Origin of the sequence: Bacillus sp. hwrm1, assembly GCF_040207805.1 — a bacterium.
GTDB lineage: Bacteria > Bacillota > Bacilli > Bacillales > Bacillaceae > Bacillus > Bacillus velezensis.
Map to the genome: position 1 here is coordinate 1,751,415 of NZ_CP157943.1, position 19,990 is coordinate 1,771,404.

22 protein-coding genes, 1 other RNA gene, 1 pseudogene and 1 riboswitch are annotated in these 19,990 nt (G+C 45.1%); of the genes and pseudogenes, 18 read left to right on the forward strand and 6 right to left on the reverse strand.

Annotated elements, in window-relative coordinates:
- Window positions 1-660: an endonuclease III gene (gene nth, locus ABK447_RS08940; protein ID WP_076425357.1), complete on the forward strand. Its 660-nt coding sequence runs from the start codon at window positions 1-3 to the stop codon at window positions 658-660.
- Window positions 657-1,148, forward strand: a complete 492-nt coding sequence (locus ABK447_RS08945) for a YpoC family protein (RefSeq protein ID WP_094031797.1) — start codon at window positions 657-659, stop codon at window positions 1,146-1,148. Before nth ends, ABK447_RS08945 begins: the two co-directional genes overlap by 4 nt.
- A gap of 77 nt (window positions 1,149-1,225) precedes the next feature.
- Here the strand turns inward: ABK447_RS08945 and ABK447_RS08950 are convergent, their stop codons facing one another.
- On the reverse strand, window positions 1,226-4,009 hold the full coding sequence (locus ABK447_RS08950; RefSeq protein ID WP_094031796.1) for a PBP1A family penicillin-binding protein: 2,784 nt from the start codon (window positions 4,007-4,009) through the stop codon (window positions 1,226-1,228).
- Window positions 4,010-4,047: 38 nt separating this feature from the next.
- A complete protein-coding gene (gene recU / locus ABK447_RS08955) occupies window positions 4,048-4,656 on the reverse strand; it encodes a Holliday junction resolvase RecU (RefSeq protein WP_094031925.1) in 609 nt (202 codons plus the stop codon).
- A 41-nt stretch (window positions 4,657-4,697) separates the two neighbouring features.
- On the opposite strand from recU, the gene ABK447_RS08960 reads away from it, so the two are divergent.
- Window positions 4,698-5,660 (forward strand): DUF2515 domain-containing protein, encoded by a 963-nt coding sequence (locus ABK447_RS08960; RefSeq protein WP_094031795.1) that lies wholly within the window; start codon window positions 4,698-4,700, stop codon window positions 5,658-5,660.
- A 43-nt stretch (window positions 5,661-5,703) separates the two neighbouring features.
- Here ABK447_RS08960 and sspM read toward each other — a convergent pair whose 3' ends face one another.
- Window positions 5,704-5,808, reverse strand: a complete 105-nt coding sequence (gene sspM / locus ABK447_RS08965) for an acid-soluble spore protein SspM (RefSeq protein ID WP_003153525.1) — start codon at window positions 5,806-5,808, stop codon at window positions 5,704-5,706.
- Window positions 5,809-6,013: 205 nt separating this feature from the next.
- Here sspM and ABK447_RS08970 point away from each other — a divergent pair, with 205 nt between their 5' ends.
- The gene (locus ABK447_RS08970) at window positions 6,014-6,259 is read left to right on the forward strand and encodes a DUF5446 family protein (RefSeq protein ID WP_015240083.1); all 246 of its coding nucleotides are present in this window, start codon (window positions 6,014-6,016) and stop codon (window positions 6,257-6,259) included.
- Between the two features lie 45 nt (window positions 6,260-6,304).
- Window positions 6,305-6,673, forward strand: coding sequence for a YppE family protein (locus ABK447_RS08975; RefSeq protein ID WP_007409492.1), 369 nt, complete (start codon window positions 6,305-6,307; stop codon window positions 6,671-6,673).
- Window positions 6,674-6,711: 38 nt separating this feature from the next.
- Here ABK447_RS08975 and ABK447_RS08980 read toward each other — a convergent pair whose 3' ends face one another.
- Window positions 6,712-6,894 (reverse strand): YppF family protein, encoded by a 183-nt coding sequence (locus tag ABK447_RS08980; RefSeq protein ID WP_003153532.1) that lies wholly within the window; start codon window positions 6,892-6,894, stop codon window positions 6,712-6,714.
- Between the two features lie 186 nt (window positions 6,895-7,080).
- Between ABK447_RS08980 and ABK447_RS08985 the strand changes: the two genes are divergently transcribed.
- Window positions 7,081-7,515, forward strand: coding sequence for a YppG family protein (locus tag ABK447_RS08985; RefSeq protein ID WP_007409493.1), 435 nt, complete (start codon window positions 7,081-7,083; stop codon window positions 7,513-7,515).
- Window positions 7,516-7,544: 29 nt separating this feature from the next.
- Here ABK447_RS08985 and ABK447_RS08990 read toward each other — a convergent pair whose 3' ends face one another.
- Window positions 7,545-7,958: an Hsp20/alpha crystallin family protein gene (locus ABK447_RS08990; protein WP_017418017.1), complete on the reverse strand. Its 414-nt coding sequence runs from the start codon at window positions 7,956-7,958 to the stop codon at window positions 7,545-7,547.
- A gap of 138 nt (window positions 7,959-8,096) precedes the next feature.
- On the opposite strand from ABK447_RS08990, the gene ABK447_RS08995 reads away from it, so the two are divergent.
- The 9 genes and pseudogenes from ABK447_RS08995 to ABK447_RS09035 all read left to right on the forward strand — a co-directional run bounded on the left by ABK447_RS08995 (window position 8,097) and on the right by ABK447_RS09035 (window position 15,471).
- Window positions 8,097-8,603: a PTS glucose transporter subunit IIA gene (locus ABK447_RS08995; protein WP_007409495.1), complete on the forward strand. Its 507-nt coding sequence runs from the start codon at window positions 8,097-8,099 to the stop codon at window positions 8,601-8,603.
- 98 nt (window positions 8,604-8,701) lie between these two features.
- Window positions 8,702-10,948, forward strand: a complete 2,247-nt coding sequence (locus tag ABK447_RS09000) for a DEAD/DEAH box helicase (protein ID WP_349909901.1) — start codon at window positions 8,702-8,704, stop codon at window positions 10,946-10,948.
- 19 nt (window positions 10,949-10,967) lie between these two features.
- On the forward strand, window positions 10,968-12,206 hold the full coding sequence (locus ABK447_RS09005) for a ribonuclease H-like domain-containing protein (protein ID WP_335395403.1): 1,239 nt from the start codon (window positions 10,968-10,970) through the stop codon (window positions 12,204-12,206).
- A 121-nt stretch (window positions 12,207-12,327) separates the two neighbouring features.
- Window positions 12,328-12,435 (forward strand): annotated as a pseudogene (locus ABK447_RS09010) (hypothetical protein); the annotation flags it as partial.
- An 83-nt stretch (window positions 12,436-12,518) separates the two neighbouring features.
- Window positions 12,519-12,755: a spore coat protein CotD gene (cotD, locus tag ABK447_RS09015; protein WP_003153539.1), complete on the forward strand. Its 237-nt coding sequence runs from the start codon at window positions 12,519-12,521 to the stop codon at window positions 12,753-12,755.
- An 88-nt stretch (window positions 12,756-12,843) separates the two neighbouring features.
- On the forward strand, window positions 12,844-13,392 hold the full coding sequence (locus ABK447_RS09020) for a DUF1273 domain-containing protein (RefSeq protein WP_007409499.1): 549 nt from the start codon (window positions 12,844-12,846) through the stop codon (window positions 13,390-13,392).
- Between the two features lie 79 nt (window positions 13,393-13,471).
- Window positions 13,472-13,771, forward strand: a complete 300-nt coding sequence (gene gpsB, locus ABK447_RS09025) for a cell division regulator GpsB (protein WP_003153541.1) — start codon at window positions 13,472-13,474, stop codon at window positions 13,769-13,771.
- Window positions 13,772-13,826: 55 nt separating this feature from the next.
- An RNA gene (gene rnpB, locus ABK447_RS09030) (RNase P RNA component class B) lies at window positions 13,827-14,208 on the forward strand.
- 96 nt (window positions 14,209-14,304) lie between these two features.
- The gene (locus tag ABK447_RS09035) at window positions 14,305-15,471 is read left to right on the forward strand and encodes a class I SAM-dependent RNA methyltransferase (RefSeq protein WP_338816324.1); all 1,167 of its coding nucleotides are present in this window, start codon (window positions 14,305-14,307) and stop codon (window positions 15,469-15,471) included.
- A gap of 40 nt (window positions 15,472-15,511) precedes the next feature.
- On the opposite strand, the gene ABK447_RS09040 is transcribed toward ABK447_RS09035, so the two are convergent.
- Window positions 15,512-15,664, reverse strand: coding sequence for a YpzG family protein (locus ABK447_RS09040; RefSeq protein WP_003153548.1), 153 nt, complete (start codon window positions 15,662-15,664; stop codon window positions 15,512-15,514).
- 165 nt (window positions 15,665-15,829) lie between these two features.
- Between ABK447_RS09040 and ABK447_RS09045 the strand changes: the two genes are divergently transcribed.
- The 3 genes from ABK447_RS09045 (at window position 15,830) to ABK447_RS09055 (ending at window position 19,658) form a co-directional block, all read left to right on the forward strand.
- Window positions 15,830-16,021 carry a hypothetical protein gene (locus ABK447_RS09045; RefSeq protein WP_003153550.1) on the forward strand — a complete coding sequence of 64 codons (192 nt, stop codon included), beginning with the start codon at window positions 15,830-15,832 and terminating at the stop codon, window positions 16,019-16,021.
- A 103-nt stretch (window positions 16,022-16,124) separates the two neighbouring features.
- Window positions 16,125-18,044, forward strand: coding sequence for an ATP-dependent DNA helicase (locus ABK447_RS09050; protein ID WP_338816322.1), 1,920 nt, complete (start codon window positions 16,125-16,127; stop codon window positions 18,042-18,044).
- A gap of 111 nt (window positions 18,045-18,155) precedes the next feature.
- Window positions 18,156-19,658, forward strand: coding sequence for a carboxypeptidase M32 (locus tag ABK447_RS09055; RefSeq protein WP_338816321.1), 1,503 nt, complete (start codon window positions 18,156-18,158; stop codon window positions 19,656-19,658).
- Window positions 19,659-19,791: 133 nt separating this feature from the next.
- A riboswitch (purine riboswitch) is annotated at window positions 19,792-19,891 on the forward strand.
- The last annotated feature ends 99 nt before the right edge of the window (window positions 19,892-19,990 follow it).

Here is a 19,990-nt window from a genome sequence, read left to right on the forward strand (position 1 = left end):
GTGTTAAATTTAAAGCAGATTGAATATTGTCTTGAAAAAATCGGTGATATGTTTCCGCACGCAGAATGTGAACTTGTCCATTCAAATCCTTTCGAACTGGTTGTGGCAGTCGCACTATCCGCGCAATGTACGGATGCTCTCGTCAACAGAGTGACAAAAACGCTATTTCAAAAATATAAACGGCCCGAAGATTATCTTTCCGTATCGCTGGAAGAACTCCAGCAGGATATTAAATCAATCGGTCTGTACCGTAATAAAGCCAAAAATATTCAAAAGCTGAGCAAAATGATCATCGAAGAGTACGGCGGAGAAGTGCCGAAAGACCGGGATGTGCTTGTGAATCTGCCGGGTGTCGGACGGAAAACGGCAAATGTGGTCGTGTCTGTTGCTTTCGGCGTACCTGCGATCGCAGTAGACACTCATGTGGAGCGGGTCTCTAAACGGCTCGGTATCTGCCGCTGGAAGGACTCTGTTTTGGAAGTAGAGAAAACATTAATGAAAAAAGTGCCGAAAGAGGATTGGTCTGTTACGCATCACAGATTAATATTTTTCGGCAGGTATCATTGTAAAGCGCAATCTCCCCGCTGTGCGGAATGTCCTTTGCTTCCGCTGTGCAGAGAAGGGCAGAAGCGTGACAAAAAAGGGCTGGTGAAACGGTGACGGCGATTGACATTCTGGCAGGCTATGAAACATACCTGCGCAGCCTTACGGACTTGGAAAGCCTTGAGATCAAAACGGCGCTGCGCCGCCATCCTCTGTATATGGATTTCAGCGGTCAGCCAACCGTGCAGCCATGGAGGGAAAGGGGCGAATATGTCCCGTTTCTGTTTCAGATTTGGAATAAAACGAAAGAAACGCTGCTTCCCGTTTTTCAAACAAGAAAATCGAGATGTGATCAAAATGACATGCTGAAGGGAATTGCCTGTCTGATTGCCGCTTTTCACTGGACGGCAGGGGAGCGGGTCACATCACTCGACTGGACTGTGCTTGAAACAAAGCATTTTCCCGCCGAACCGATCAATTGGGCGGAGCGAATGGCGTTTATTTTAACGAAACCGACTCAATATCACTCGTTTATTCAGCTTGATGAATTGATGACGGAGATGAAGAAACAATATCATAAATATGAAGCCATGAACAAAGGTTAAAAACCTCCTTTTCTCATAAGGAGGTTTTTTTGTATGAAAAAAATCCTTCACCTGGTTGAGGTGAAGGATTTCGTCCGCTAATGAGCGGAATTTGACTGGATGGTTGACGAATTTGACTGCCCGTTGATATTTGAAGATGAGTCTTGGTTTTTGTCCGTTTGACCGCTGTCAGGTTTATTTGAGCCGTCTGAACCGGAATCGGAATCATTATCAGAGCCGTTATCTTGCTGTCCGTTGTTATCGGTCCCGTTACCGGGCTGATTCTGATTGTTGTTATCTGTTTGATCCTTATCGGATTGATCCTGATTTTTATCCGGGTCATCAGTTGGTGTTTGATCCGATCCGTCAGACGTATCTGTCTGATTGTCATCTGTGTTTGAATCATCGGTTTGCGTTTTGTCTTTGTCTTTATCTTCATCAGACTTCTGTTCATCGTCAGTCGCTTTATCTTTATCCGCATCGTCTTCTTCATCTTTCGGGACTTTGAAAGAAGCTGATGCCGTATCGCTTTTTCCGTCATCGTTTTCCGCTGTCACCTGGAAGCTGTATGTGGAGCCTGGTGTGACATCTGAGACGACGGCTTCTTTTGCCGAACTGTTTTGAATGTCACTGTAGCTTCCGCCGTCAACGGATTGTTTGACATTGAATGTTGCATCACCGTCATAATTCCAGCTTAAAGTTAATGATTTTTTATCTTTGTCGTATTTCACTTGCAATCCTGTCGGTTTATCGGCTTTTTCTTTCGTGTACGTTTTAGAAACGGCAGTTGGCTGCGTTCCTTTCACGAAGTACTCCGTCACTTTTTTATCATCCGGCGTATTCGGTCCGGCTAAAGCGGCAGGATTCGAGCCTTTCTCAACTGTTTCTTTGACGACGCTGTCAGGCTGCTTGAAGCTTCCTTTACCGTCATCAACGTATGAGATCAGCTTTTGGAAAATCCGTTTTGCGACTTGCTGGTCAGCAGAAGACAGTGATTTCTTGCCTGCTTTGTTGCCAGACTCAACTCCGGTCCAAACCGCCGCTGTATATTGAGGGGTGTATCCGACAAACCATGAGTCTGGGACTCCGCCCGGAGCAATGTTATATTTTTGAATGTCCTCTTTAGTAAAGTTGGTCGTACCCGTTTTACCGGCGACTTCCACGTTCGGCACCTGAGCCAGTTTACCTGTTCCTGATTCGACAGCTGATTTGAGCATATCGGTAATCATAAACGCTGTGTAGTCGCTCATAGCACTTTTCGGTTTCGGTGTTAAATCAAGCTTAGTGCCGTCATTAAATTCAATCGATGTGACCGCGTGCGGTTCGTTGTACGTTCCGTTATTTCCGAACGCACTGTAGGCGCCTGCCATGGTCATAGTAGATACACCGCGGTTACCCTCACCAAATCCCCCGATAGAGTAGGGTTCATATACTTGATCTTTGTTTAATCCCAATCCTAAGTCGTTTGCGAAGTCGACGGCATTATCTTTTCCTGCTGCTTGGTATGCTTTTAAAGCAGGAATATTACGTGAGTCTGCGAGGGCCTCTCGCATAGATATCTGACCTCTGTATTTATTGTCCCAATCATGAATCGGTGTGCCGTCAGAGTACGTATAAGCCGAATCATCAATCTGCTCATACGTCGACCATTTTTTATTTTCAATGACCGGCCCGTAATCAAGAATTGGTTTTATCGTTGAACCAGGCTGGGTTTTACCTTGTGTTGCATAATTGAATCCCCCGGTAGTTCTGTTCCGTCCTGCTCCGATAGCGCGGATTTCTCCGTTTGTCGTATCAAGGAGAGTGACGCCGCCCTGCATGCCTTCCGAAAAGCCGGCTGTATCTCCGTTCATCAATTGATCAAGATAATCTTGTGCTTTCGTATCAAGAGTCGTGTAAATTTTCAATCCGTCAGTTGAAATATCGACGTCTTTCTTTTCTTTTGTCTCAATTTCTTTCATAACTTCTTCAACAAAAGCGCTGTATTTATTTGTGTCCTTTTTATCGTATTCCTTTTGGCTGACGACGCCTTCATCTTTCATGGACACTTTCTTTGCTTTTTGGTAGTCAGAATTTGAAATGAATCCTTGTTTTTCCATTAAGCTGAGAACAATGTTCCGGCGTTTTTCGGAAGCCTTCGGATTTTTAACCGGGTTATATCCGGTCGGGCTTTGCGGCATTCCGGCAAGCGTCGCCGCCTGTTCAACCGTAAGCTTGCTCAAATCTTTTACGCCGAAGAATTCTTCAGCCGCTTTACCGACGCCATAGGCACGCGGTGAGAAATAAATTCTGTTTAAATACATTTCTAAGATTTCATCTTTAGAATAATGGCGCTCCAGCTGCAGTGAAAGCCACACTTCCTGTGCTTTCCGTTTAATCGTTTTCTGATGGGTCAAAAGCGAGTTTTTCACAACCTGCTGGGTGATTGTGCTTCCTCCCTCTGAACCGAATCCATCCGTAAAGTTGGCGACCAAGGCGCCTCCGATCCGGATCGGGTCTATACCGTGGTGCTTATAAAAACGGGCGTCTTCAGTTGCGATAAATGCTTCTTTCACAACATCGGGTATATCCTTAATCGGGACGTAGGTTCGTTTTTCACCGCCCACTTCCGCGATTTCTTTGCCGTTTTTATCGTAAATCGTTGAAGAGTAAGGCGTTTTCAGCTTGGCTTCGTCCAAAGACGGCGCGCCGGAAACCAAAACGGCAAATGCCGCCGCTCCGCCGACTATGCCAAGGACAAACAGAATAACCAAGGACAGCACAATCTTTTTGAATAAACCGCCTTTACGCTGTTTCTTGCCTTTTTTCGGTGAAGAGGGCTTAGTGCTTTTCATCTGCCTTGCCTTACGGCGTTCTTCACGGCTCGTAAATTGATCTGACATAACATCTCAACCTTTCGTTTATCAACCTTTCGCTCAGTCTACTGTTCCTGCGAAAAATAAAGCTGTTCAATAATACTAATATAATCAATTCTCGGTGAGTATCCAAGGGAAATCGGAAAGGAAGCATCTTCTAATTCGTCTCTGCGAATCGATTTTCTGCCATTGTTCTCCTTTCTCTCCCAAAAGACAAACAGCTTGTCGGCTTCGAGGAAATAAACCTTTCCGAAAGCGGATATAATAACAAAACAAATGCCGTCTTGTCTGACCACCTGCTTCATATGCTCAATCTGATGATCATGAAAATTCTGCAGGGGAAATGCCGTTTTGTTTTTTGTTTCTTTTGCCTCAAAATCAATGTAGCGCCCTTTATAAATGCCGTTGTAGTCAGTTGTGGAAGACTGTTTAAAATAAGCTTCCTTAATGACTGCGGCGCTTCTTTTCGGATAGTGGACGTTTACAATCTGGACGGGTGTCGGCTTTTTGTGAATGACAGCAATTTGGTTAGCCAGATAATACTTATTCGTTTCATTCAGGTCGTCTTCGAGGGTCATGCCGCGATTACTGTATGAATGAGACCGTTTCTGGCTGTTTTGGGATGAAACCGTTTTGTTCGGCTGAAAAGTTTTTCCATTCGGGTACCGAATCACTTTTTCCATCCTCCTTATCAAACTAATAGTGACGGAAGTGAATGAACGTGCATAAACGACAGACCGTAACCGCCATTCTTCGCCTGATCGAAAAAGAGACGAAAATAAAAAATGCCGATAATATTTCCCGGACGAATGCCTATAAAGCATATTATGACCGCCATCCTGAGATCAAGTGGCCGCTTTTGGCATCGTTTGTGTCCCGCAATGCGGGCTGGTCGATGACTGATTTAAGAGGCGTCCTTTATCAGGAGGGCCTTGACAGCAGTCAGAAAAACTGGTTTTTCCTTTCGTATGAAAGGGCGAATTGGCTGATTTTTTCTGATGCCTATCCTCAGCTTTTGGTCTACCAGTGGTCAAAACAAATCGGCGAACCTCTTTTCCGTCATCTTCCTCATTTCCGCGTCTCGGCTTTTATGCAGGAAGAATGGTTCCGCTTTTGGCGTGACGGAGATACGGAACGGCTCATGTATGCTCTTATTATAAATGAACAAAACACTATCCAAGCACCTATTATACAAAATCCTTCGTTTAAAAAGAATGTTTTTGGCACGATTCCTTTTTATTTAAGTGATTGGTTTCACTTTAATACGGTGATATTCCCTTCATTTGACGGACATTTATACGGAATCTCCGTCAAACGGTTTTCGAAAACCGAAGAAAGAATTACGCTCGGAAAACAGCTGGCCCGTCTTCTGTTCAGCCCTGATCTGCACGCTTCTTTTTACCGTTTTCTTGATACCGTTCCTCATACCGGTTCACGCTTTGATATGGAGAAAATGATCGGCATCAAAAAAAGAACATCACCGATGCTGAGGACAACCTATCCCATTGTTGCCCACCCATTAGACGGCGAAAGGGCGGATTGGTTTCAAAAAAGGTTAAGAAAAGGGGCTTTCTTACAGAAGAAAATGCCGAAACAGCTTGAACTGACGGAATGGTACTTCCAGAAAAGACGGGAGCTCCATGCGCTCTTCGCGGTTAAAGAGTGGCTGAAGAAATGAAAAAGCCCGAAACCGTTCGCTGGGGTTTCGGGCTGCTGATGTGTTACGTGGAAGGGCGGTTTGGGCCGCCTAATTTTTTATCAAGCGTATCAGTCGTTTTTGCTTCGGTTTTTTGCTGTTTACCTGCATTTTTCGGTCTCGTTTTCATACGGCACCTCCTCAACTGTATCGTTTGCATTAACGTGCCGGTTCATACAAAGTTTGCGGCACTTTTTTGTCGAAAGGCACGCCTTTTAGGATAATCTCTGTTTGTTTGCCGAACTGCTTCTAGTTTTGTCATGTGCAAAGGAGAGCGGTATGAAAACGAGAATTATATTCTAAAGAGACGCAAGTGATAAAAGGGAGGAACATGAATGTCTGTTTACACGAGCAAGGCTGATATTCTCCGTCTGCTTTCTGATATCGAATTCCGGATTTCTGCTGCTGAAAAGACGCTTACCCAAGCAGTCAGATCCTGTCAGGCGGAAGCTGAAGAAATCAGACAGGAGAAACTTTCCCGCCTTGAGGAAGAGGCGCGGGAGCTTCATGTTTGTATTGATGACCTGTTTTTGGCTGACCGGCGTAAAAAGGATTTGCCGAAAGCCTGCCGGATCAGCTGATTTTATGCAAAAACTTTGGTACCATATGTACTGAGGTGAGTCCGTTTGCAGACACAGTCGTTATTGGAGCTGACAGAACAAATGATAGAGGCGGTTCTGGAAGCCGAAAAAAGGTATCAGGATGGAAAAGAGTCAGGCCGTTCATATGATTTTTTTGAGATTATTAAACCCGATGTTGAAAAAAGAGACCGGCTTTGCGCGCTTTGGACAGAAGCAGCGCTTGCGTTTATTCAGGAAAACCGTCCGAAATACGTTCATCACGCACAAATTCAGGCCGTTACAGAAAATTTCGGAGAGCTGATGCTCCAATCATATGTTCATCATATTCATAAAAAAAGATACAGGGATTTAACTGAATCTGTTTTATATACGCTTCGTATATTAAGGGATGAAATTGAAAAAGAAGGCAGCTGAAAACGGCTGCCTTCTTTTATATAAAGGGGTCGGGTATGTTATTCATACGCCGGGTTTTCTGCTCCACTTGCTTCGAGAACCTTCATACTGTTTCGAAATTCGGTTGCGGTGAGATGGCCTTGAATATAGAGGAATTTTGCAAAGTCCATCAGTTTATCTGCACAATCTGTTTCATATTTTTTCACTTCAGCAAAACGCTTTCTTAAGTATGATACGTTCATAATGGTGCATCCCCTCTCATGTATGTTGAGATTATGGTAACATAACGATTCGACTTTTTTCTGTTTTTAAAAAATTAAGACTTTCGACAGCATTTGACAAAAATCAGAATCACCGAAAGCACATAACCACGGCGGAATTCATACATATATAGCAGAAACTTAGTGAGAGACAAGGGGGAATGTCATATGCAATGGAGAGCAGAGCCATATCAAAATATGTACCAGCAGCCGGCGGGATATTTCTACCCGCAGCAGATACAGCCATTACAGCAGCCGTATCCGCAGCAGATACAGCCATTGCAGCAGCCGCCCTATCATCAGCAAGGGCAGTACCCGCAGCAATTTTATCCGAATCAGGAATACGGTCATATGCAGCAGCCGTTTGCTCCCTCTCCTCCTCAGGCAGCCATGCCCGGGGGGCAGCCGGGGTTTGTGAATCCTTACCCCGTTCCCAGACCGAATCAGCAGCAGTCTTCCCAATTCTCAGGCATACTCTCCCAGTTTAAAAAAACGAACGGACAGTTTGACTTTAATAAAATGATAGATACAACGGGGCAGATGGTAAGCGCCGTAAATCAGGTCGGATCGCTGGTGAAAGGCTTCACCAGTATCTTCAAATAAAAAGCATGAATGATATCCATCATTCATGCTTATTTTTTAGGGAAAAAGAGGGTAAGCGTCTGTTCATTCCAGGATGTTTCCATATCTTCTTCACTCACCTTATACGGGAGGACAACGGTTCTTGTCATGCTTGAAGACACATGGGAGGAATGAGCCTGTTTATGATCGTAGCGGATTGTAACGTGAAGGTAGCACCCCTTCGTTTCCACCAGCATATCACCGTCACGGAATGTCTCGGGAACGCTGATATCAACCGCGAGGCCCGTCGGCTCTTCTCTGACGTCAATCGTCACTTGCGCTTCAGTAAAAGCCGAATTGACAAGGTGCTGAAAACCCTGCATCAATTCTGCGAAGGGACCTGAGTGAAAAAATTGGTCCATCGCATGGCTGATGATGTCCTCATTTCTTTGCGGATCAAGTTTATCGTTTTGTGATTGATCCATATGACCACCGCCTTTTTACAAACAGACTATGCGATGTTATGCCGTATGGTTAAGAATTGAAGGAAAAAAGAAAGTATGGTTAAATAGTGGAGAATAAACTGGTAACGGATTCACATTTAGGAAGGGGAGCACAACACATTGCTGAAAAAATTATTCGGATTGGGAGACAGCCGGAAAAAGCCGGCCGAGGAAGTGATTTTTTCTCCGGCTGACGGAGCGGTGATGGATTTGGCTTCAGTGCCGGATCCCGTATTTTCACAAAAAATGATGGGGGACGGGATTGCCGTCGAGCCTGCAAACGGAGACATTGTTTCACCGGTTGAGGGAGAAGTGATTCAGCTGTTCCATACAAAACATGCTGTCGGCATCCGCACCCTTTCCGGAGCGGAACTTTTGATACATGTCGGTTTGGATACTGTCAATATGAACGGCGAAGGCTTTGAAGCGCATGTAAAAGAAGGAGACAAAGTGAAAACAGGCGATCTGCTTTTAACGTGCCGGCTGGATTTAATAAAAGAAAAAGCAAGCAGCACCGTCATCCCTATGGTGATTATGAATGGCGATGCCGCAGAACCTTTGCAATTTGCAGGCGCAAATGAAGCGAAAAAAGGACAAACAGAGCTTTTTAAGATAAAAATGAAGTAGGCAGGGGCTGATTCCCTGCTTTTTTTCTTGTGCAGGATTTTCATCTAGCCAGGCAAACAAATATTCGGTAAACTGTACCTCATAAAGAGGTGTGAACGATGAAGAAAAAATCACTGAGCGAACTGATTCAGGAATTAAAAAATCATGAAAATATTGTGCATTGGCATGAAGAGGAACCGCGGGAGGCGAAAACCATGCCGATGCCGGAGCAAGTAGATCGGAAAATTCGGGCGGCTCTCGAAAAGAGGGGGATCGAGCGGCTCTTTACACATCAATACTCCGCTTTTCAGACGGTTCAAAACGGAGAAAGCATTGTGGCTGTCACACCGACGGCCTCCGGAAAAACACTGTGCTATAATCTTCCGGTTCTTCAGTCTATCGCGGAAGATGCCTCAAGCCGCGCGCTTTATTTATTTCCGACAAAGGCGCTCGCGCAGGATCAAAAAAGCGAGCTGAACGAAATCATAGACGAGACGGGCATGGACATTAAAAGCTTTACCTATGACGGAGATACGTCTCCGGCCATCAGGCAGAAAGTCAGAAAGGCCGGGCATATTGTGATCACAAACCCTGATATGCTTCATTCAGCCATTCTTCCCCACCATACAAAATGGGTGAGTCTGTTTGAAAACCTGAAATATATCGTCATTGATGAATTACATACGTACCGCGGCGTATTCGGCAGCCATGTGGCGAACGTCATCCGCCGTTTAATGAGAATCTGCGCTTTTTACGGAAGCACGCCGTCATTTATCTGTACATCCGCCACAATCGCCAATCCGAGGGAATTGGCGGAGCAGCTGACGGGAAAATCAGTGCGCCTGATTGACGATAACGGCGCCCCGGCCGGAAGAAAGCACTTTGCTTTTTACAATCCTCCGATTGTAAATAAACCGCTGCATATTCGAAAAAGCGCCACCGTGGAAGTGAACGAACTTGCCAAAACTTTTTTGAAAAATAAGATCCAGACGATTGTTTTTGCCAGAAGCCGTGTCCGGGTTGAAATTATTTTAAGCCACATTCAGGAGATCGTAAAAAAAGAAATCGGCGCGAAGTCTGTCAGAGGCTATCGCGGCGGATATCTTCCGAAAGAAAGAAGAGAAATAGAGCGGGGGTTAAGAGACGGCAGCATTCTCGGCGTTGTCAGCACAAACGCGCTGGAGCTCGGCGTTGATATCGGCCAGCTTCAGGTCTGCGTGATGACGGGGTACCCGGGCAGTGTCGCGAGCGCATGGCAGCAGGCGGGCCGGGCCGGACGGCGGCAGGGTGAGGCGCTTATCGTGATGGTGGCGAACTCTGATCCGATTGACCAATATATTGTCCGCCATCCTGATTATTTCTTTAAACGCTCGCCTGAATCTGCAAGGATTAATCCTGATAATCTCATTATATTGGTTGATCACCTGAAATGCGCCGCGTATGAGCTGCCTTTCAGAGCCGATGAAACATTCGGAGAAAATGATGCAAGAGACATTCTCGAGTATTTAGAAGAAGAAGGGGTGCTTCACGAAAGCCGCGAACGCTATCACTGGGCGAGCGAATCTTTTCCCGCCTCCAACATCAGTCTCCGTTCGGCGTCACAGGAAAACGTGGTCATCGTTGACCGGTCAGAGACGGCTGATGTAAAAATCATCGGAGAAATGGACCGCTTCAGCGCGATGACGCTTCTTCATGATGAAGCGATTTATCTTCATGAAGGGGTGCAGTATCAGGTTGAAAAGCTTGATTGGGACCATAAAAAAGCGTACGTGCGAAAGGTCGATGTCGAATATTATACAGATGCCAATTTAGCGGTGCAGCTGAAAGTGCTGGACATTGACAGAACGGACAGCAGAAAGAAAACGGCCTTACATTTCGGCGACGTCACCGTGAACGCACTTCCGACAATATTTAAAAAAATTAAAATGACGACATTTGAAAATATAGGATCAGGGCCGATTCATCTTCCAGAAGAAGAACTGCATACCAGTGCTGCCTGGCTTGAATTGAAAGAGACGGATTCGGAGATCGGCGAAAAAACGCTTGAACAGCTGCTTTTAGGCATTGCCCACGTCCTGCAGCATATCGTGCCTGTATACGTCATGTGCGACCGAAATGACGTGCATGTCGTGCCGCAAATCAAAGCCGCACATACCGGACTTCCGACAATCTTTCTGTATGATCATTATCCGGGCGGAATCGGACTTGCCGATGAAGTATATAAGCGATTTGATGAAATCAATGAAGGGGCTGAGCGCCTGATCAGACAATGTCCATGTCAAGACGGATGTCCTTCCTGCATCGGCTCCGAAATAGAAGGAATAGATGCAAAGAAAGCGATATTCCGGCTCTTGAATTACGTGTAAAAGAAAAGGGGGACGAAAGATGTCCTTGAAAAATAAATTAAAGCGGATGAAAAACCACCTGAATGTGCCGGAAGCTGAAAAAAAGCCGGCAGCTTCACAACTTTCGGTCCCGGATGTTCAAGTCCCATTTAGAGAAGAATGGGAGGCATTCGGAGTGAAGCCTTTCTTTTTTGAGGATGAATACTGTCTTATCCGCGAAACCGTCTATCCGCTTTCGCACCGCCACGGACGGTACAGCTTCAGTGAACTTGATGACGTCATGGCATTATGGAATAAAGGCGGTTTGACACATACTTTATCAGCAGAAGGATACGAAAAAAGCCAGCTGTTCTTCTTTGATACTGAAACGACCGGCCTCGGCGGCGGGGCCGGCAATATGATCTTTTTGCTCGGTCATGCAAGAGTGTATGAAGACCGTGTCGCGGTTAAACAGCATCTGCTTCCTAAACCGGGAAACGAGACGGCTCTTTACAAAAGCTTTTTAAGTGAGGTTGACATTACGTCTCTTGTTACGTATAACGGAAAAGCCTTTGACTGGCCTCAGGTGAAAACTAGGCATACATTGCTGCGGGACAGGCTTCCGAAGCTTCCTGACTTCGGTCACTTTGATCTTCTGCACGGGGCGAGACGGCTTTGGAAACATAAATTAGAGCGTGTATCGCTTTCGGCGGTTGAAAATGAAGAGCTTGCTTTTAAAAGGGACGAAGACACACCTGGTTATTTGGCGCCGATGCTGTATTTTCAATTTTTAAAGGCGGAGGATCCGGCTCTTTTAACGGGAGTGCTCTCGCATAATGAACAAGATGTGCTTTCCCTCATCGCTCTTTACATCCATATGTCAAAAAAGATTTTTGCATCTTCTGATCAGACGTCAGAACGTCAGGAAGCATACGCCATGGCGAAATGGTTTATCGCTCATAAAGAAACCGATCGGGCTGTTTCACAGCTGGAAGCGCTGCAAGGCAAAGACTTTGAAGATTCGGATCGGGCCCTTTTTGACTTAGCAATGCTTTATAAAAAACAAAACCGCAGGCAAGACGCCGTGCCCCTTTGGGAGAAACTGACGGGCTCTGATCTTCACATATGCAGACACCAATCAGCGGTAGAGCTGGCGATCTATTTTGAACATCACGCAAAAAATTATAAAAAAGCTCTGCAGGCCGCGCAGCAGGCGGCAGAAGACGGGGAAATATCGGAAAAAGAAGCCGAGAAGCTCCATGTGAGAATTGCCCGGCTTAAGAGGAAATATTCTTCTTGAAATATTGCCCGGGAAAGCGCAAAAGCCGAGCTGTTTCGCCAAAAATATTTTTTTCTGAATCCGCATCGATTTTGTTGTAGAATGGTGCCGCATCTTGTAAAATAGCGTTAGTTATTTATAGGGGAGAGTTGGTATGTATAAAGGTGTTTTTTACTTGTTCTTTGTCGTGGTTTTTTTGATTGCGTTTGTATTTTCGAATTTTAAAGACAGCTTGCTGACACACTTTTAAATTGGGTGATTGAATTAGAACATGCACCCTCTTTTCTTCATAACCTAACAGTGTAATATAAGTTAATGGAGAGGGGATTTAGCATGTTTCATCATCATTGTTGCAGACCAAACGTGATGCCGCCGATTGTCCATCCGACTCATTGCTGTGAACACCATTGTTTTTCTAACACGGTTGTGCCGCATATTCATCCGCAACATACAACTAACGTAAATCACCACAACTTTGAGCACGTTCATTACTATCCGCACACTTTTTCAAATGTTGACCCGACAACTCACCAGCATTTTCAGTGCGGAAGCCCTTGCTGCGATCATTAGTATTGAACGCTTAAGCAAGATCGGTTAGGATATCAGCAAATCAAAATGGGGCCCGATGGGGAGCCCCATTTTTTAAGCAGGTGATCAATTGAAAGTATTAGCCGTAACAGGATACAAGCCGTTTGAACTCGGAATTTTTAAACAGGATGACCGGGCGCTTGTTTATATAAAAAAGGCGATAGAAACCAGACTCAGAAGCTTTATTGACGAAGGCTTGGAATGGATTCTCATATCCGGACAGCTGGGGACTGAGCTTTGGGCGGCTGAAACGGCGTACGATCTCAGAGAAGAGTATCCGGAATTAAAGGTTGCCGTTATCACGCCTTTCTACGGCCAAGAAGAAAAGTGGAAGGAACCGAATAAAGAAATGTATGAAGCGGTGCTTGCTCAGGCAGATTATGAGGAGAGCCTGACGCATCGGCCGTACGAAAGTCCGCTCCAATTCCGGCAGAAAAACGCGTTCTTTATTGAAAAGTCAGATGCGCTTTTGCTTTTATATGATCCTGAAATGGAAGGATCGCCGAAATATATGCTGCAGCAGGCAGAAAAACGCCGTGAAACAGACGGATATCCGATTTATTCGATCACGATGGATGATCTCCGTGCCGCCGTTGAAGAAGAAGATTTCTTTACATAACACGTCAGAGAATATTTGACAACGGGACGTGTTTCTGAATAAAATATAACATGATGATTCACGATATGAGGTGAAAAAGATGCTTGCTGATAAAGTAAAGCTTTCTGCGAAAGACATTTTGGAAAAAGAATTTAAAACAGGCGTTAGAGGTTACAGACAAGAAGACGTTGACAAATTTTTAGATATGATTATTAAGGATTATGAAACCTTTCATCAAGAAATTGAAGAACTGCAGCAAGAAAATCTGCAGCTGAAAAAACAGCTTGAAGAAGCAAGCAAAAAACAGCCGGTGCAGTCCAATACGACCAACTTTGACATTCTGAAAAGGCTGTCCAACCTTGAGAAACATGTATTCGGCAGCAAACTTTATGACGAATAGGGCAGATGCACTTGTCAAATGAGACAAGTTGCTTTATAATGAACAAGTGTTCTTAACGTTCGGGTAATCGCTGCAGATCTTTGAATCTGTAGAGGAAAGTCCATGCTCGCACGGTGCTGAGATGCCCGTAGTGTTCGTGCCTAGCGAAGAAATAAGCTAGGGCAGCCTTGATAGGCTGACGGCAGGAAAAAAGCCTACGTCTCCGGATATGGCTGAGTATCCTTGAAAGTGCCACAGTGACGAAGTCTCATCAGAAATGGTGAGAGTGGAACGCGGTAAACCCCTCGAGCGAGAAACCCAAATTTTGGTAGGGGAACCTTCTTGAAGGAATTGAACAGATAGAAGGACAGAATGCTTTCTGTAGATAGATGATTGCCGCCTGAGTACGAGGTGATGAGCCGATTGCAGTACGACGGAACAAAACATGGCTTACAGAACGTTAAACATTATTGATATGACAAATTAGAGCTCTCCTTTAAAGGGGAGCTTTTATCTTGAATGAAACGAAAGCTTAAAAGAGACAGGGTGATACGATGAAGAAGTACACACTAATAGCGACGGCGCCGATGGGAATTGAAGCGATCGTCGCCAAAGAAGTGCGTGATTTAGGTTATGAATGCAAAGTAGACAACGGAAAAGTCATTTTTGAAGGAGATGCGCTTGCGATCTGCCGCGCTAACTTATGGCTGCGGACGGCTGACCGCATCAAAGTACAGGTCGCCGAGTTTCAGGCGAAAACGTTTGATGAGCTGTTTGAAAAAACAAAAGCGATTGACTGGCGCGCGTACATTCCGGAAAACGCAAAGTTCCCCGTTATCGGAAAGTCCGTGAAATCAGTGCTTGCCAGTGTGCCTGACTGCCAGCGGATCGTCAAAAAGGCGATAGCGGAAAAGCTGAAACTGCAATCAGGAAAACAAAATGAATGGATTGAAGAAACGGGCCCCGAGTATAAGGTGGAGATTTCCCTTTTAAAAGATAAAGCCGTGCTTACACTGGATTCATCAGGAACAGGCCTTCACAAACGGGGATACAGGGTTGATCAGGGAGGAGCTCCGATTAAAGAGACGCTCGCTGCCGCGTTAATTCAGTTAACCAACTGGACGCCTGACCGTCCGTTCGTCGATCCGTTCTGCGGTTCCGGCACGATCGCCATTGAAGCCGCTTTAATCGGGCAAAACATTGCTCCCGGTTTTAACCGTGATTTTGTTTCAGAAGACTGGGAATGGATCGGAAAAGAACTGTGGGACAAGGCGCGTCTTGAAGTGGAAGAAAAGGCGAACTATGATCAGCCGCTGCAGATCTTTGCCAGTGACGTGGATCACCGGATGGTAAACATCGCCAAAGAAAACGCAGAAGAAGCGGGACTTGGTGACCTGATCGAATGCAAACAAATGCGGGTGCAGGATTTTACGACGAAACTCGAATACGGCGTAATCGTCGGAAACCCTCCGTACGGCGAACGGCTCGGCGAAAAAAGGGAAGTCGAGAAGATGTATAAAGAAATGGGCCGGGCATTTGAATTTCTTGATACATGGTCTGTCTACATGTTAACGTCAAATGAACAATTTGAAGAGGTCTACGGAAGAAAAGCAACCAAAAAACGGAAGCTCTTTAACGGTTTTATCAAAACTGATTATTATCAGTACTGGGCTAAAGTGCGGCCGCAGCGGAAAAAGCCGCAACAAAGAGAAGACGCCTGAAACAGCGTCTTCTCCGGCATCTTTACGTTTTATTCTGCCATTACCAGCGGTGCGCTTTTGCGTTGCTCCGTAAAATAATGTTGGTCTGGGACATTTCGGTGTGGCCGTTCACTTGCGATTTAGAGCGTTTCGGCCGCGTCCAATTGTGATGAAACAATTCAGAATGCTGATCTAATCGATCTTTATAACTCATGTAACCATCACTCCCGGATAGAATAATTTTGTGAAGATGGATATTCGATCGAATATCTGTTGTAGTTTGTGCAGGTCAGGTGCGGATCATTCAGAATGGCATGTATAGAAAGTGAAGCATCGGCATAGAATGATGATTATTTCTATTTGAGAGGTGATCTATTTTATGCTGAACAGCGAGCACTTCAGTAAAATACAAAAGGCGTTAGACGCAACTGCTTTCCGGCTGGAGGAAGCCGGAGCGGAGTTCGGTCCTTCCGCCATGACACACGCACAGGAAGAACTTGAAAATGCGGTAAAACATACACATTCAACAGACCATCCGTTCCTATGTACACATATCATTAACCGGAAATGATAATGGCAAAAACTTGGCGAGGCCAAGTTTTTTTGTTGTATTGAAAAGGGTTAAATGATATTATAGATGGTCTGAATGCCGAATAGTTAGGGGTTGGAGTTGGGTGACAACATCACGTTTGCCTTTTGCTTTAACAAAAGAAAAGAATTTTTACGAAGAATTGAACAATTGGATTGGTGACGTGTTTTACGATATCCTTCCCGAGAAAGGCTTTGACCTTCGGGATGAGCAGGTATTTATGGCGTTTCAGCTTGAACGGGCATTTAAAGAGAAAAAAGTCATGTTCGCTGAGGCAGGAGTCGGTACGGGGAAAACGCTGGTGTATCTGCTGTTTGCCATCAGCTATGCCAGATATACGGGTAAACCGGCCATTATCGCATGCGCCGATGAAACGTTAATTGAACAGCTTGTCAAAAAAGAAGGCGACATTTCCAAGCTGACAGAACATTTGGATCTGCAGATTGATACACGGCTGTCCAAATCCCATGAGCAGTATCTGTGTCTGAAAAAGCTTGAGAAAACGATGCAGCGTTCTGATGATGAAAAGTGGCTGGATCTTTATGAGTCGCTGCCTTCATTCGTACACGAATCACAAGCGATGCAGCGCTTTTATCCGTACGGCGACCGCAAACAGTACGCTGATTTGACGAATGAAGAGTGGGCAGGCGTCAGCTATGATTCCTTCCAAGATTGTTTAACTTGTGATATGAGACATAGATGCGGTTTAACACTTTCGAGAGATCATTACAGAAAATCAACGGATCTGATTGTTTGCTCCCATGATTTCTACATGGAGCATGTATGGACGGAAGAATCACGCAAAAGGGAAGGACAGCTGCCGCTTTTGCCGGATCACAGCGCCGTCGTATTTGATGAAGGACATCTGCTGGAATTCGCCGCGCAAAAAGCGTTAACGTATCGTGTGAAGCAGTCGACGCTTGAGCTGTTTTTAGAGCGTCTGCTTCAAAATGATATCAGAGAGGAATTCGCCGAACTGATTGAAGATGCCCTTGCCGCAAACGATGAGTTTTTCTATGTGCTGTCAGAGGAATCGAAGGAAATCGCCGGCTCTCACCGATTGGACATCCAAAACGACCAGCGTGTTAAGCGTGCGGCTGACGAACTGTGCCGTCTGCTCGATAAAATCGGCGAGGCGCTCGTATTTGAATCGGAAATGTATACGATCGATAAGTACGAGCTGTCAGTTGTAGAAGAATACGTCGAACAAATGGCATATTCGCTGTCGCTGTATCAAAAGGATGCCATCAGCTGGCTTGAAACGCGGGATACAGACTCAACGTTTGTCGTTATGCCGAGAACAGTAGCCGAAGTTTTGGGAGAAAAGGTCTTTTCTAAAAAGATTCCTTATATCTTCTCATCGGCCACTCTTTCTGAGGGCGGTTCATTTGATTATATCGCTGACAGCCTCGGAATCCGTGATCCTTTATCATTCACCGTTGAATCTCCGTACGATTACGAGGAGCAAATGTCTGTTGCGCTTCACGGTGACATGACGTCTGAGCAGAAAACAGCCGAAACGATTGAAACCATTAAGAAGAATGGAGGACGCACCCTCGTTCTTTTCCCTTCCTTTGAAGATATGAAGGAATTTAAAGAACAGGCTGCCGCGTGGGAGCTGCCGTATCCGATATACTACGAAGGTGATGAAGAGATCAGCAGTCTGGTCGAAAAATTCCAGCGTGATGAAGAATCCGTACTTTGTTCCGTCCACTTATGGGAAGGTCTTGACATTCCCGGTGACTCGCTCCGGAATGTGACCATTTGGGCATTGCCGTATCCGCCTCATGATCCCGTGTTTACCGCAAAGCGGAACGGAGCGAAAAAAGATCCGTTTGAGGAAGTTGATCTGCCGTACATGCTTTTGAGAGTCCGGCAGGGAATCGGCCGCCTCATCCGTTCTAATCAGGACAGCGGAACCATATCCATTTATGCGGGCGGAGAAAGTGAACGGGTCCTGGCCGAAGTCAAAAAGGTCTTGCCTGTTACACCGAAAATCGTATAAAAACAAAAGCTGCAGGATTCTTATCCTGCGGCTTTTTTAAATCCGGGAAGTTGACTTTATCACGGCATTCCATTAGCCTGTAATTGATAGTGAAAAGGGAGGGGAACGGATATGGATTTACATACATATGAAAAAGAGTTTTTTGATCTGTTAAAAAGAGTATCCCACTATGAAGAAGCCATTGCGCTTATGCATTGGGACTCAAGAACGGGAGCCCCGAAAAAAGGCTCTGATGACCGGGCGGAAAGCATCGGACAGCTGTCGGCTGACGTTTTTCAAATCCAGACATCCGACCGGATGAAAGAGCTGATCGACATCCTTCTCGCGCATGCAGAGGAGCTCTCTGAAGATACAGTGAAAGCGGCGGAACTTGCGAAAAAAGATTATGATCATAATAAAAAAATTCCTGAAGATGAGTATAAAGAATATGTCATTTTAACATCGAAAGCTGAAACGGCTTGGGAGGATGCAAAGGCTGCCTCTGATTTTTCTATGTTTGCTCCGTACCTTGAGAAGCTGATTGATTTTAATAAGCGGTTTATTTCGTATTGGGGCTATGAAGATCATCCATACAACGCATTGCTCGATATTTTCGAACCGGGTGTTACGGTAAAGGTGCTGGATCAGCTGTTTTCTGAATTGAAGGAAGCGATTATTCCGCTTATCAAAAAAGTGACGGAATCCGGCAATAAACCGGACACTTCCTTTATAACGAAAACGTTTTCGAAAGAACAACAAAGAGCCCTCTCCTTGTATTTCTTAAAAGAGTTCGGGTATGATTTTGACGGCGGCCGACTGGACGAGACGGTGCATCCGTTTGCGACGACAATCAACCGGGGCGATGTGCGGGTGACGACCAGATATGACGAAAACGATTTCCGCACGGCGATTTTCGGAACGATTCATGAATGCGGGCATGCGATCTACGAGCAGAATATTGACGAAGCGTTGAGCGGAACGAACTTATCTGACGGTGCATCCATGGGAATTCATGAATCCCAATCGTTATTTTATGAAAACTTTATCGCCAGAAATCAACATTTCTGGACCGCCTATTATGAAAAAATGGTTGAGGCTTCGCCTGATCAATTTCAAGATGTGAAAAGAGAGGACTTTGTACGCGCCGTAAATGAGGCGAAACCGACATTTATCCGAATTGAAGCCGATGAGCTGACATATCCGCTTCATATTATTATCCGTTATGAAATTGAAAAAGCGATTTTCAGCAATGAAGTGACAGTGGAAGAACTGCCTGCATTGTGGAATCAAAAATATCATGATTATTTAGGCATTACGCCGCCATCTGACGCAAAAGGCATTTTGCAGGACGTACATTGGGCGGGCGGAGATTTCGGCTATTTCCCTTCCTATGCGCTCGGATATATGTATGCGGCACAGCTGAAGCATACCATGCTTGACGATCTGCCTGAATTTGACCAATTAATAGAACGGGGCGATTTTGAGCCGATCAAACAATGGCTGACAGAAAAGGTTCATCAGCACGGAAGACGCAAAATGCCGCTTGACATCATAAAAGATGCAACGGGAGAAGAGCTGAACGTTCAATATCTCATTGAGTATCTCGTCGGCAAATATTCAAATTTATATTTATAAACGAAACGCCCGGCATACACCGGGTGTTTTTCTAAAAATTCTAAAAACACGAATAATCGAAAACCAATTCTTTGTAAAAGTTCGGAAATATTCAAATTTCACTATGCAAAAGAAGTGTATCTTGTTATAATTTGATTAATATCATACGAACACTCATATAATCGCGTGGATATGGCACGCAAGTTTCTACCGGTCACCGTAAATGTCCGACTATGAGTGAGCAATGGAACGGCTTTATTCGGCCGTTGCGTGTAGATCATTCGGCATTGCTTGCTCTTTTTATTGAGAGCGGGCAATGCTTTTTTATTTTTTTATAAGCGGGGGTAATCATT